The sequence below is a fragment of the Pantoea agglomerans genome (genome assembly GCF_021397715.1).
Lineage (GTDB): Bacteria > Pseudomonadota > Gammaproteobacteria > Enterobacterales > Enterobacteriaceae > Pantoea > Pantoea astica.
The window spans coordinates 3,192,804-3,206,074 of sequence record NZ_CP090207.1 but is presented as its reverse complement, the minus strand read 5'-3'; the positions used below and the strand labels follow the sequence as shown (position 1 = coordinate 3,206,074).

General features: G+C 58.9%; 13 protein-coding genes. 4 read left to right on the top strand and 9 right to left on the bottom strand.

Translation table 11 applies throughout. The features are described 5' to 3' along the window. Positions 1 to 234: 234 nt before the first annotated feature. Positions 235 to 1,929, bottom strand: coding sequence for a YbaL family putative K(+) efflux transporter (ybaL, locus tag LZU96_RS15380; RefSeq protein WP_233985083.1), 1,695 nt, complete (start codon positions 1,927 to 1,929; stop codon positions 235 to 237). A 20-nt stretch (positions 1,930 to 1,949) separates the two neighbouring features. Between ybaL and LZU96_RS15375 the strand changes: the two genes are divergently transcribed. Further along, positions 1,950 to 2,120: a hypothetical protein gene (locus LZU96_RS15375; protein ID WP_233985082.1), complete on the top strand. Its 171-nt coding sequence runs from the start codon at positions 1,950 to 1,952 to the stop codon at positions 2,118 to 2,120. A 284-nt stretch (positions 2,121 to 2,404) separates the two neighbouring features. After that, on the top strand, positions 2,405 to 4,171 hold the full coding sequence (gene ushA, locus LZU96_RS15370; RefSeq protein ID WP_233985081.1) for a bifunctional UDP-sugar hydrolase/5'-nucleotidase UshA: 1,767 nt from the start codon (positions 2,405 to 2,407) through the stop codon (positions 4,169 to 4,171). A 34-nt stretch (positions 4,172 to 4,205) separates the two neighbouring features. Here the strand turns inward: ushA and LZU96_RS15365 are convergent, their stop codons facing one another. Next, a complete protein-coding gene (locus LZU96_RS15365) occupies positions 4,206 to 4,637 on the bottom strand; it encodes a multidrug/biocide efflux PACE transporter (RefSeq protein WP_233985080.1) in 432 nt (143 codons plus the stop codon). A gap of 90 nt (positions 4,638 to 4,727) precedes the next feature. Between LZU96_RS15365 and LZU96_RS15360 the strand changes: the two genes are divergently transcribed. Then, positions 4,728 to 5,597, top strand: coding sequence for a LysR family transcriptional regulator (locus tag LZU96_RS15360; RefSeq protein WP_233988213.1), 870 nt, complete (start codon positions 4,728 to 4,730; stop codon positions 5,595 to 5,597). On the opposite strand, the gene ybaK is transcribed toward LZU96_RS15360, so the two are convergent. The 3 genes from ybaK to copA all read right to left on the bottom strand — a co-directional run bounded on the left by ybaK (position 5,594) and on the right by copA (position 9,638). Beyond that, a complete protein-coding gene (gene ybaK, locus LZU96_RS15355) occupies positions 5,594 to 6,073 on the bottom strand; it encodes a Cys-tRNA(Pro)/Cys-tRNA(Cys) deacylase YbaK (protein WP_233985079.1) in 480 nt (159 codons plus the stop codon). The two genes, LZU96_RS15360 and ybaK, sit on opposite strands and share 4 nt — an antisense overlap. Positions 6,074 to 6,248: 175 nt before the next feature. After that, entirely contained in the window at positions 6,249 to 7,052 is an 804-nt protein-coding gene (locus tag LZU96_RS15350) for a TraB/GumN family protein (RefSeq protein WP_233985078.1), read from the bottom strand. A gap of 69 nt (positions 7,053 to 7,121) precedes the next feature. Next, positions 7,122 to 9,638, bottom strand: a complete 2,517-nt coding sequence (gene copA, locus LZU96_RS15345) for a copper-exporting P-type ATPase CopA (RefSeq protein WP_233985077.1) — start codon at positions 9,636 to 9,638, stop codon at positions 7,122 to 7,124. A gap of 97 nt (positions 9,639 to 9,735) precedes the next feature. On the opposite strand from copA, the gene cueR reads away from it, so the two are divergent. Next, a complete protein-coding gene (gene cueR, locus LZU96_RS15340) occupies positions 9,736 to 10,152 on the top strand; it encodes a Cu(I)-responsive transcriptional regulator (protein WP_233985076.1) in 417 nt (138 codons plus the stop codon). On the opposite strand, the gene LZU96_RS15335 is transcribed toward cueR, so the two are convergent. From LZU96_RS15335 to LZU96_RS15320, 4 genes are all read right to left on the bottom strand, one after another. Continuing rightward, on the bottom strand, positions 10,128 to 10,586 hold the full coding sequence (locus LZU96_RS15335; RefSeq protein ID WP_233985075.1) for an NfeD family protein: 459 nt from the start codon (positions 10,584 to 10,586) through the stop codon (positions 10,128 to 10,130). The two genes, cueR and LZU96_RS15335, sit on opposite strands and share 25 nt — an antisense overlap. Beyond that, entirely contained in the window at positions 10,586 to 11,500 is a 915-nt protein-coding gene (locus LZU96_RS15330) for an SPFH domain-containing protein (RefSeq protein ID WP_233985074.1), read from the bottom strand. Before LZU96_RS15330 ends, LZU96_RS15335 begins: the two co-directional genes overlap by 1 nt. A gap of 57 nt (positions 11,501 to 11,557) precedes the next feature. After that, on the bottom strand, positions 11,558 to 12,415 hold the full coding sequence (locus tag LZU96_RS15325; RefSeq protein WP_233985073.1) for a co-chaperone YbbN: 858 nt from the start codon (positions 12,413 to 12,415) through the stop codon (positions 11,558 to 11,560). Positions 12,416 to 12,494: 79 nt separating this feature from the next. Then, positions 12,495 to 13,268 (bottom strand): SDR family oxidoreductase, encoded by a 774-nt coding sequence (locus tag LZU96_RS15320; RefSeq protein ID WP_233985072.1) that lies wholly within the window; start codon positions 13,266 to 13,268, stop codon positions 12,495 to 12,497. Positions 13,269 to 13,271 lie beyond the last annotated feature (3 nt).

Below are 13,271 nucleotides of genomic sequence, written 5' to 3'. Positions count from 1 at the left end.
AGGTTGAATCTGGCAGCGATGGATTAGCTTAACGCGCAGGGAACGGGGTCAGAGGAGGAAAGCGTCCCGCCGCCTGGATAAAAACGCTACGCGTTGGCCCGGCAACGGGCGCACCTCAGGGATGAGGTGCGTAATCGGGCGGGCCGGGCAGGTCATGGATTGGCTTTAGCGTCTTTCCGATCTGACCCTGTTCCCTGTGCCGTCACGGTCTCACAGCTAGCCGGGCCAGATGAATCAGCGCACGACATCGCAGGGCTGTAAATCTTCGCCCTGCGTCATCTCATCCTGCAGGATTTGCAGCATACTGCTGGCGATCTCACGTTCGCCCATCACCACGCGGGTTGCGCCGCGTTCCATAATATATTCCACTTCATCGTCATAGTGGGCGCGGGCGATAATCTCGATATTCTGATGCTTCTCGCGCGCGGCGGTGACCACTTCGCCCGCTTCATAGCCATTCGGGATAGTCAGCAACAGCCAGCGGGCGCAATCGAGCCGCGCCAGTTCCATGGTTTCAGCGCGTGCCGCATTGCCCAGCACCGCTTTAATCCCTTGCTCGCGCAGTGCTTCGACGCGTGGACGAGAATTTTCAACCACCACCAGCGGCACGTTGGCCTCAATCAGCTTCTGGCCGATCAGGCTACCGACCCGGCCATAGCCGACAATCACCGCATGATTGCAGAAATTCACCGGAATCTGCTTCTCTTCCTCGATCGCTTCTTCCAGCGTCTGCTCCTCGATGGTTTCGGTTTTCGCCAGAAAACGCTCCAGCAGGGTAAACAGAATCGGGTTGAGCATGATCGACAGGATCGCGGCCGCCAGCACCAGATTGCGTCCTTCATCACTGAGCAGGCCGAGCGAGATGCCGAGTCCGGCGAGAATAAAGGCGAACTCGCCAATCTGCGCCAGACTGACCGAGATAGTTAAGGCGGTGCGGCGGGAGTGGCCCAGCAGCGTCACCAGCAGCCAGGCGGCCATCGATTTCCCCACCACAATAATCACCAGCGCGCCCAGCACCGCCAGCGGCTGCGTCACCAGGATGGCGGGATCAAACAGCATACCGACCGAGACGAAGAACAGCACGGCAAAGGCGTCGCGCAGCGGCAGGGTATCCCGGGCGGCACGATGGCTCAGTTCAGATTCGTTCAGCACCATACCGGCAAAGAAGGCGCCGAGCGCGAATGAGACATCGAAAAATTCAACGGCGCCAAAGGCAATCCCCAGCGCCAGCGCTAACACCGCCAGCGTAAACAGCTCGCGTGAGCCGGTGGCGGCGCTGCGGGCAAGAATCCAGGGCACGGCGCGGCGGCCGACCACCATCATCAGTATCATAAAGGCGGCGACTTTACCGATGGTCCACAGCAGGTCCCACGCCAGCAAACCGGCGCTGGCGTTCCCCTGTTCCATCATGCCGGCAATCGCGGGCAGCAGTACCAGCGTCAGCACCATCACCAGGTCTTCAACAATCAGCCAGCCAATGGCGATCTGGCCGCGCTGGCTATCAATCAGCTGGCGCTCTTCTAATGCCCGCAGTAACACCACGGTACTGGCGGTAGAGAGACAGAGGCCAAACACCAGACCGGTCATCCACGACCATCCCAGCGTCCATGACAGCCCCATTCCCAGTAACGTCGCCACCGCGATCTGCGCGACGGCACCGGGAATGGCGATCGACTTTACCGACATCAGATCTTTCATAGAAAAATGCAGGCCAACGCCGAACATCAGCAGGATCACGCCCAGCTCCGCCAGTTCCGGCGCGAGATTGGTATCCGCGACAAAACCCGGCGTAAAGGGGCCGGCCATCACGCCCGCCAGCAGGTAGCCGACCAGCGGTGAAATACGCAGGCGGTTTGCCAGCATCCCAAGGAGAAAGGCCAGAACCAGCGCCCCGACAATAGTGGTGATCAACGGTGTGGTGTGATGCATGCCTGTCTCCTTGTATACAAATGTATCCGCTTGTAACAAATGAGTTTAATGCAAAACAGGCGCTTTCGCTGAGCAATTTGCGGGAAGAGCAGAAAAAAACGATTAAAAGAGATGAAAACGCAACAGAAAGCCTGTTTTGGCTGATTATCGAGAATATGGGCCGGATTGACGCTTTATCAAGGGCCGGCTAAATAAAAAAGCATGCCGTTAAATGCCCTAAGCGTGACGCGAATAACCGGAAAATGCGCCTGGCCGCCTGATAAACCTCATCCTGGCGCGGTTTTGCGCTGGAGTTCACGATTCAGCCTGCCGGGCCCGCTTACGGCGCGCTGAAAACGCGCCCCCGGTTAGGGTTAATCGCGCACCCAGTGTGCGTTGGCCTTGAGTTCATCAGAATAATGTGCGAAACAGTGGGGCAGTCCGGTCAGCGAACCCGCAGAGAGAAACCGGCCAGAGAGAAATAAGGAGATTAACGGTGTTGTTATCACGATGGGCAGGATTGGGCGGTGCGCTGGTACTGGCGTTAATGCCGCTGTTTTCTCAGGCTGCAGAGCCAGACCGCACGTACCGTTTTAGCCTGCTGCACACCAATGATGAACATGGTCACTTCTGGTTTAATCCGCAGGGTGAATATGGTCTGGCAGCACAGAAAACGCTGATGGATAGCCTGCGCTACGAGGTGCAGGCCAAAGGCGGTGGCGCGTTAATTCTTTCGGCGGGTGACGTAAATACCGGCGTGCCGGAGTCGGATGAACTGGATGCCGAACCCGATTTCCGTGGCATGAACCTGATTGGCTACGATGCGATGGCGCTCGGCAATCATGAATTTGATAAGCCGATTGCGGTGCTGCGCAAGCAGGAGAAGTGGGCGCGATTCCCGTTGCTGGCCGCCAACGTCTACCAGAAAAGCAGCGGCGAGCGGATGTTCAAACCCTGGGCGGTGTTCAATCGTCTCGGCCTGAAAATTGCGGTGCTGGGGCTGATCACGCCTGATACGGCACGGCTGGCCAATCCGGCCGGCTTAACCGATATCGAATTTCGTGATCCCGTCGCCGAGACGGTCAAAGCGGTGGCTGAGTTACGCGCCACCGAGAAGCCGGACGTGATTATCGCACTGACGCATCTGGGCCACTACGACGACGGCAAACACGGCAGCAACGGTATCGGTGATGTTACCCTGGCGCGCAGCCTGCCGGCCGGGACCCTTGACCTGATTGTCGGCGGTCACTCGCACGATGCGGTCTGCATGGAAAAAGAGAACGTCAGCGTAAAAAATTATCAGCCGGGTCAGCCCTGCCAGCCCGATAAACAGAACGGCATCTGGATTATGCAGGCAGAGAAATGGGGCAAATATGTCGGGCGCGGCGATTTCACCTTCCGTAATGGTCAGGTGACGCTGGAGTCCTACCAGCTGGTGCCGGTTAATCTCAAACATCTGGTGAAAAACGCAGACGGCAGCGAAACCTGGCTCACCTGGCAGCAGGAGATCCCGAAAAACAGCGCCATGATGAAGCTGCTGATGCCGTTTCAGAAACGGGCTGAGGCGAAGCTGACCGTCAACGTCGGCAGCATAGTGGGAGATTTTAATGGCGAAAAAGAGCAGGTGCGCTTTGAGCAGACCAATCTCGGCCAGCTGATTTTACGCGCGCAGATGGCGCACACTAAAGCGGACTTTGCGGTGATGAGCGGCGGCGGTATCCGAACTTCTCTGAAATCGGGCAAACTGAGCTGGCGCGATCTGCTGCAGGTCCAGCCGTTTGGCAATCAGGTGGTGTCGGTGAGCCTGACCGGTGCGGAGATCAAAAAATATCTGGCGGTGGTCGCCAATATCCAGCCTGACTCAGGCGGCTACGCCCAGTTTGCGGGTATCAGCCTGACGGCTGACGGCAAAGAGGCCAGCAATATCCGTATCAACGGCAAGCCGCTGCAGGATACACAGCACTATCGCATGGCCACCAACAGCTTTAATGCGGCGGGCGGCGACGGCTATCCACGACTGGATAACCATGCCGGTTACGTTAACAGCGGCGCGCAGGATGCGCAGGTGCTGCGCGACTTTATCAAGGCGCACTCACCGGTCAAAGCCAGCGACTATCAGCCACAAGGCCAGGTTGTGCATCTTACCGATGAGCAGATCAGGCAACGTGATGAGGCGGCGGAGAAAGCGCGTAAACGCAACTACCCCAAAATGATTCTGGCATGGATCTGGCCGTGGGGGAATGAAACAGCCCGGGCCCACTGAACGTTTCGGGAGGCATAGCGCCTCCCGATTTTCTTTATGCCTGACAGGATTTACGGCTGATCCAGCGCTCGCGCAGTTTATCCCAGATCCAGTTATAGCCCATGGTGTAAGGCAGGAAGAACAGGAAGAAGCCCACTTCCACCAGGAAAGCCTGCCACAGTGAAATATCCAGCATCCAGGCGGCAATCGGCAGGCCGATCAGAATAAATCCTCCTTCGAATCCCAGCGCGTGCAGCACGCGCACGCCGGCGCTGCGCTTCTGTCCCGGCGGATGCAGTCGATCAAATCCGGTGTTGTAGATCATGTTCCACAGCATGGCGACGGTGGACAACATAATGGCCAGCGATCCCATCTGAAACAGCGGCTTATTCATTACCCAGGCGGCCAGCGGCGACACGGTCAGGATCGCCAGCGTTTCAAAACAGACGGCATGTAAAATACGTTCTTTGATTGAGCGGGTACGCATTGCTTCATTCTCCTTCGTTTATGCCACGCATTCTCTCACCACCGGATGCTAGAATAAAATGAATACCTATCGAAAAAAGCGATGGATAAGATGCGTTACTCCCCGGAATCCCTTGAGGCGTTTGTTCAGACCGTCACCAGCGGCTCGTTTTCAGCCGCCGCCCGCGCGCTGGGAAAAAGCCAGTCCACCATCAGTGCAGCGGTAGCGAATTTAGAAGACGATCTCGGCTTTGTGCTGTTTGATCGTGGCGGACGCCAGCCAATATTAACCGAGCAGGGACGACGCGCCCTGCCGCAGGTGCAGCAGATCCTGGCAGCCAGTGAGCGGCTCGATGCGCTGGCGATACGTTTATCGCAGGGCGTCGAGCCCCGATTAAGTTTTGCCGTTTCCGACTTCTGGCAAACCGATCATCACGAACATCTGCTCAAGCAGTTTGACGCGCGCTACCCGGAGATTGAGCTGGAGTGCATGATTGCAGAGGATGGCGATGTGCTGGATCTGCTGCAGGCCGGACGCGTTCACCTTGGCGTGGTCCGGGCGCAGCCCGCGCTGCCAGCGGATATCGCCGTGGCACGGTTGCAGGTGGAAGCGGAAATGGCCGTCTATCTGCATCGCGATCATCCACTGGCGACGCTCAACGCCGTCAGTGAAAGTCAGCTTGAAGAGGTACGACATCTGCGGCTGAACACCTGGGTCGAGCAGCGGGAACCGATCTCACTGGGGCGGGTCTGGTCGGCACCCACCTATTTACTCCTGCTGGAGATGGCGGAGCAGGGCTTTGGCTGGAGCATCCTGCCGCGCTGGCTGGTAAAGCAGTTTGGCCACGGCGTGTTGCAGGAGTTGCCACTGCCGGGCTGGCCGCAGCATATCGCGGTTGAGGTGATCTGGTCGCGGCGAAACCCGCCGGGCCCGGCGGGACGCTGGATGATCGATCAGCTGTGCGCTCAGCCGCGGGTTTAATCGTGGCGGGCAATGTCCGCCAGCGGCGCAGCCAGCAGGCGGGCCAGATCCTGCGGTGCCAGTTCTATATCGAGCCCGCGCTTGCCGCCGGAAACAAAAATGGTGGCAAAGTCAGCAGCAGAAATATCGATCACCGTGGGTAGCCGTTTCTTCTGGCCCAGCGGGCTGATGCCGCCCACCAGGTAGCCGGTCACCCGCTGCGCCTGCAGCGGATCGGCCATATCCACCTTTTTCGCGCCCAGTGCTTTCGCGACTTTTTTCAGATCGAGCTGGGTCGACACCGGCGTAACCGCCACCGCCAGCTGTTTCGCTTCACCATTCAGCGCCACCAGCAGCGTTTTGTACACCTGACGTGCGTCCAGATTCAGTTTCCGCACCGCCTCATCGCCAAAGTGGGTTTCGTGACTGTCATGTTCGTAGGGGTGCAGAGTGAAGCTGACTTTTTGTTTTTCCAGCAATTTTACCGCAGGTGTCATACCGGTCCCTTCCTGAGAAAAATCTTATTACCACAGATGAATGAATAAAGGTGGCGAAAATTTGTGCTTTGGGCGAGAATTGGCCGCGCGCCAGCAATCTGATTGCTGAGCGATAACCAAAATCATAAACAAATTCCTCTTTGACGGGCCGGTAACATTACCGGCTCTCTTTTTTTCAGGGCTTCTTCAGCATCCCGGGCAGGTTATCCTCACCGTAAAGATGCAGCGCACCAACTGCCACCACATATTCCCCCGCCGCTAAGGCCTGCAGTTTATCCCGCCACTGCGCATTACGCTGACCGATCAACGTATCATTCAGCGCCTGACTGAAGGTCGCGGGCAGCGCAATCTGCGGCTGACGCGGCGGCGTATCCAGCCACCAGCTCACCATCATCTGCAGCAGCCGGGCGTTGGTATGCCAGTGGGTCAGCGTATCCTGCAGCAGCGCCATACCATCATCCGGCAGGGTATTCAGCAGGGCGATCTGCGCCTCAGCGCCCTCCAGCTCTATCACCGGCTTGTTCCACTGCTTTGCTGCCTGCAACAGCTGATAGTCAATGCCGTAGTCGGGGCGTAATCCCAGCCGCTGCGCCTGCTGCGCCTGTAGCATCAGTGCAATTTGCCAGGCGGGCAGGGTGTCAAACGAACCGATCGACAGGTTCATCTCATCACACAGGCCGGTGAGCGTTTGCAGAGCCGCGTCATCCAGCCGGGTAGCCAGCGGTGGACGTTCTGCGCTGCGATCGAACGGTGAGCCACCCTGAGTAATATCCGCTTCGACGATCAGTGCATCCGCTTTCTGCAACTGACGCAGCAGCCGCGCAGGCAGCGGCTGCATATCCCGCGTGCCCATATGAATGCTGCCCACCAGGTGCAGATGACAATCGCCGAGCCGGACATCCATGGCCGGCCAGCGATAACTGGCGGGAAAGAGTTGGCTGATAAAGCCGCGCAGTGAGCGCCAAACGTTGCCTGTCATTCCCGGTCCTTCGCTATGTTAAACCCCCATGCTAGCGGCTTCAGGCTTTGAAAAACAGCACCGAAACGGCTAATCCTGGCGCGGGGGCTGATAGCGCAGCAGGCGATTAGCATTCGCCACCACGGTAATTGAGGAGAGCGCCATCGCAGCACCCGCCACAATCGGGCTGAGTAACGTACCGGTCAGCGGATAGAGCACGCCAGCCGCCACCGGAATACCGAGGCTGTTATAAATAAATGCGCCGAACAGGTTCTGCCGGATATTCCGCAGCGTCGCTGACGAGATCGCTAACGCATCGGCCACGCTGTTGAGATCGGCGCGCATCAGGGTAATGCCCGCGGTTTCAACCGCCACATCGCTGCCGCCGCCCATCGCAATACCCACTTCAGCCTGGGCCAGCGCCGGCGCATCGTTAATGCCATCACCGACCATCGCAACGCGTCGTCCCTGCTGCTGCAACTGCGCAATCGCCGCGGCTTTGCCTTCCGGCAGTACGCCCGCGATCACCTCATCAATCCCCACCTCAGCCGCAATGGCCTGCGCGGTTTTCTGATGGTCGCCGGTGAGCATAATCAGGCGATAACCCGACTGATGCAGCCGCTTCAGCGCCGTTGCGCTCTCCGGCCGCAGGGCATCGCGCAGGGCGATCAGGCCGATCAACTGGCCCTGCTCAGCCAGCAACACCGGCGTCGCGCCCTGTTGCGTCAGGCGTTCGATATCGGCTGCGGCGGGCTGGCAATCCACCCCGTTTTCCTGCAGCAGGGCGGCATTGCCCAGCAGCAGTGCTCTGCCATCGAGTATGCCGCTGACGCCCTTGCCGCGTATTGTACGAAATTGTGCCAGTGCAGGCGGACTCTGCAGGTCAGCTTCGGCAACAATGGCTTTTGCCAGCGGATGACCGGAGGAGAACTCCAGCGCGGCGGCACTCTGTAATACCGACTTACGGCTGGCTGTACCCCAGACCCGCACCTCGCTGACCTGCGGCGTACCCGCAGTCAGGGTACCGGTTTTATCAAACACCAGCGTGTCGATCTGGCTGGCGCGCTGTAACGCATCGGCATCTCGCACCAGCACGCCCAGCTCGGCGGCACGACCTACGCCCGCGATAATAGACATCGGCGTTGCCAGCCCTAACGCACAGGGACAGGCAATGATCAGCACGGTAGTGGCAATCACCAGCATATAGGCGATCTGCGGCTGCGGTCCGAACAGGTACCAGATGCCGCCGCTGATCAGCGCAATCGCCACCACCACCGGGACGAAAACCGCGGAGATGCGATCGGCTAACCGGCCGACATCGGGCTTGCTGCTTTGCGCCTGACGCACCAGCCGGATAATGCGCGACAGCGTGGTGTGGCTGCCGGTTGCGCGGGCTTCAAACTGCACTGAGCCATCCTGAACCAGGGTACCGGCAAACACCGCGTCGCCCTGGCTTTTGCTTTGTGGCACCGCTTCGCCGGTCAGCATCGCCTCATCAAACCAGGCTTCGCCAGCGGTGATCTCACCATCGACCGGCACCCGATCGCCGGTTACCAGACGCAACGTCATGCCGGCCTGCACCGCATCGATCGGGATCAGCGTATCGCCCTGAGGATCGACCCGTCGCGCCTGCGCCGGGGTCAGATCGAGCAGACGTTCCAGCGCTTTTGACGATCGCTGACGCGCCCGCTGCTCCAGCGCATGACCGAGATTGATCAACCCAAGGATCATGACGCTGGCTTCGAAATAGAGGTGCCGCGCCTGCGCCGGGAAAAAGTCGGGCCAAAGCACCACGCTGAACGAGTAGATCCAGGCCGCGGCAGTACCCAGTGCCACTAGCGTGTCCATGGTAGCGCTGCCGTTGCGCGCGCTGCGCCAGGCGCTGCGATAGAAATGAGTGCCGGTGATCACCATCACCAGCAACGTGATAACGCCCAGCGTCAGCCAGCGGCCGTGGTTGCTGGCGGTGAGCATCATGTTGTCGCCCATCATTCCCCAGATCATCAGCGGCACACCAAAAACCAGTGCCACTGCCGCCTGCCAGCTGAAACGGCGCATCGCGCGACGTGAACTCTGCTGCTGTTTCTCACGCCGCTCCTGCTCATCGTCGACCACCTGCGCGCCGTAACCCGCGGCATCCACCGCGGCGACCAGCTGTTGCGGTTCGACCTCGCCCAGCACCAGCGCGCTGCGTTCGCCCAGGTTAACCCGGGCCTGACTGACGCCGGGCACCTGCTGCAGTGCCTTTTCAACCCGGCTGACGCAGCTGGCGCAGGTCATGCCGTCAATCAGCAGCATGTGAGCGGGAACGTTTTTTTCTGCCGGACGGGAGAGCGTATCCGTTGTCAGCGCCTCCGGCGGCGGCTCCGATGCTGTCAACGGCTCAGGCTTTGGGGAAGCGTCAGCCGCTTTCAGCGTGGCGTGATAGCCCGCCTGTTCGACGGTGGCGATCAGGGCTGCCGCATCGGCCGCGCCGGAAACCCGCGCTTCCTGCTGGGTAACCTCTGCCTGCTCAACATCGTCCCGCTGTTCCAGCGCCTCTTTCACCCGTTTAACGCAATGGCCGCAGGACAGACCGTCCAGGGCCAGAGAAATGGTCTGTGACATGATGAACTCCTTGTGTGATCAGATTTGACCGGCTGGTCAGTTTCGATTCATGATTAAGCATAAACCTTCCATCAAGGGGAAGGTCAAGGGGGACAAAATGAACATCAGCGATGTGGCGAAAAAGACCGGGCTGACCAGCAAGGCGATTCGTTTTTATGAAGAGAAGGGGGTCGTCACGCCCCCGTTGCGCAGTGAAAATGGCTATCGCAGCTACAGCATGCGCCATCTGGATGAACTCAATCTGTTGCGCCAGGCGCGTCAGGTTGGCTTTACGCTGGATGAGTGCCGTGAACTGGTGGCGCTGTTCAATAATCCGTCGCGCCACAGCGCCGACGTCAAGGCGCGTACCTTACAGAAAGCCGATGAGATTGCGGCACATATTGAAGAGCTGCACGCGATGCGCGCACGCTTACTGGCGCTGGCCGAGGCCTGTCCGGGCGACGACAGCGCCGAATGCCCAATCATCAATAATCTGGCCGGATGCTGTTCTCAGCCGGGCGGTAAGCGCGGCTGAATGCGCAGAGTAATGCCTTCAACCGCCACCACTTCGACCGGCGTGCCCGCTGGCAGATTCTGCTCTGCCTCTACCCGCCAGCTGCTGTCACCGATTCGCACATGGCCGGTGCGGTTGTGCAGCGCGCTCTCCAGCGTTAACTGCAGGCCAATCATCTGGCTGCCGCGCTGATTAAGGGCATTCGGCGTCTGATGCGCTTCCCGATGGCGCATCCAGCGATACCATAAAAAGACGCAGACCAGCGTCAGAACGGCAAACATTGAGCCCTGAGCGGTCCAGCTAAACGGCATTACCCATTCGATAATGCCGACCATTACCGCGGCCAGGCCGCTCCACAGCAGATAACCGCTGGTGCCCAGCATCTCTGCTGCCAGTAGCAGTCCGCCCAGCGTCAGCCAGAACCAGTGCGGATGGGCAATGATATCGACCAGCATCAGCGTTTCGACTCGGTACGGGATGCTTTCAGCAGTTCACCGATGCCGGCAATCGAACCGAGCAGGCTGCTTGCCTCCAGCGGCATCATCACCACTTTACTGTTATCGGCCTCGCCAATTTTTTGCAGCGCGTCGGTATATTTCTGTGCCACGAAGTAGTTGATCGCCTGGATATCGCCAGCGGCAATCGCCTCAGAGACCATTTTGGTGGCGTTGGCTTCCGCTTCCGCCTGCCGTTCCCGCGCCTCTGCCTGCAGGAACGCCGAGGTCCGTTCCCCTTCGGCTTTCAGGATCTGCGACTGTTTATCCCCTTCGGCGCGCAGGATAGCCGCCTGGCGAACCCCTTCCGCCGTGAGAATATCGGCGCGCTTGGTCCGCTCCGCTTTCATCTGCGCATTCATCGCACCGATCAGCTCCTGCGGCGGACGAACATCGCGGATCTCGATGCGGGTAATCTTGACGCCCCACGGATTGGTCGCTTCATCGACGATATGCAGCAGGCGGGTGTTGATGCTGTCGCGTTGCGACAACATTTCGTCCAGCTCCATGCTGCCAAGCACGGTGCGCATATTGGTCATGGTGAGGTTCAGAATAGCCTGCTCAAGATTGCTGACTTCATATGCGGCACGCGCCGGGTCAACGACCTGAATAAAGCAGACCGCATCAATGGTGACGTTGGCGTTATCTTTAGAGATGATCTCTTGCGAGGGGATATCCAGTACCTGTTCCATCATGTTGATCTTACGACCGACACGATCCATGAACGGCACCACCAGGCTTAACCCGGGTTGCAGCGTACGGGTATAACGGCCAAAACGCTCAACCGTCCATTGAAAACCCTGTGGCACAATCTTGACGGTCGCCCAGACAGCCACCAGCGCCAGCACGATCAGAGCAGGAATTACAGTTATCATACAACCTCCGCGTTGTCAGATTAACGGGCCGAGTCGCTTCGGCCCGTGGTCCCGCCGTTAGTAGAGCAGGGAATAGAGCTGGCGACGGTAACGGGCAGCGAGTGCGTCGCCGGTTCCCAGCGCCGCCAGAATCTCCTGCAGCATTTTACGCGCCTGGCCGTCAGCAGCGTTAAGATCAGATTTCAGGAAGCTGAAAAGCAGTTCCAGCGCTTCTTCATTACGACCCACCTGATGCAGCTGTAACGAGAGTTTAGCAGCCAGTCCGGCGTTAGTCGGGTCGGCTTCCAGCTGAGATTGCAGCTGCTGAATCTCCGGCGTATCTGCGGCCTGTTTCAGCAGATCGATCTGCGCCATCAGGCTTTGATAACGGGTATCCTGATCCTGTAACGGTACGGCTTTCAGCACCGTTTCCGCTTCATCGCTGCGGCTCAGGGTGATCAGCACCTCGGCCAGCAGAAAGCCAATTTCGCTCGACTGGTTGCTCAGCTGCCAGGCCTCTTTTAACAGCGGCAGCGCCTCCAGCGGCTTGCCTTCTTCCATCAGCGCCATCGCCTGCTGAGCTTTCAGCTCCTCTTCACGCGGCAGCACTTTTTCCAGCAGGGCGCGAATCGCTTCTTCGGGTTGTGGTCCCTGGAAGCCATCGACCGGCTGACCGTTCTGGAACAGATAGACGGTTGGAATCGAGCGCAGACCAAACTGCGACGCCACCATTTGCTCTTTATCGCAATCCAGTCGGGCGAGAATAAACTGGCCGGCATACTCCTGCGCCAGCCGCTCCAGCACCGGCGTCAGCTCCTGGCAATGCTGGCTGCGCTCAGACCAGAAGTAAAACAGCACCGGCAGCTGCATCGACTGCTCAAGCGTCTGATGCAGGTTAGATTCGTTGATGTCGATTATCGAAGCATGTGGTGACATGGAGAAGTCTCTTTGCAAAAAGTGTTTAAAGAATATGGGGCCGACTGGCCGCGCTTCAAGTTCTAATCAGGCCGGGCGCTTAATGACTGCGCAAAATGCGATCCAGCATCCAGCCTGGCAACAAGCGTTTCAACAGGCTCATGGCATGTGCGACCAGCGTCACCGGATAGCGTAAACGTGGATGTTTACTCTCGAGTGCATGACGAAGTTTAGGCAGAATGGCCTCCGGTGGCAGCGTAAAGCGCGCGGCAATGCCCGGATTGCGCACCGGCTTATCCTGCTCGCCCTGGGTCACATTATCGGTGAAACGGGTGTTAATCGGGCCCGGTTCAATCAGGCTGACGCGGATCTGACTGCTCCGCAGCTCCAGCCGCAGCGCATCGCTCCAGGCTTCCAGCGCATACTTACTGGCGGCGTACGCGCCCCGGCCCGGCGTCGAGATCAGCCCGAGCACCGAACTGGTATTAATAATCCGGCCATCGCCGCTGGCCGCCAGCGCGGGGATCAGCCGCAGCGTCAGCTGATGAACGCCGAAAAAGTTACTGGAAAACTGCTGCTCCAGCTGCTGACGAGAGAGGGTGCGTAACGGTCCATAAAGACCAAAACCGGCATTATTAAACAGGCCGGCGAGACAGTTATCGCTGAGCGCGATGACCTTATCGGCAGCGTGATCGACGCTGTGTGGATCGTCGAGATCCAGCTGCAGTCCGATAAAACCCAGCGTCTCCATGCGCGCCACATCATCCGCCTTGCGGCAGGCGGCGATCACCCGGTAGCCGCGCGCCTGTAAATCGTGCGCCGCCACCAGACCAATACCGCTGGAACAACCTGTTATCAGGATGGTTTTTTGCATTTC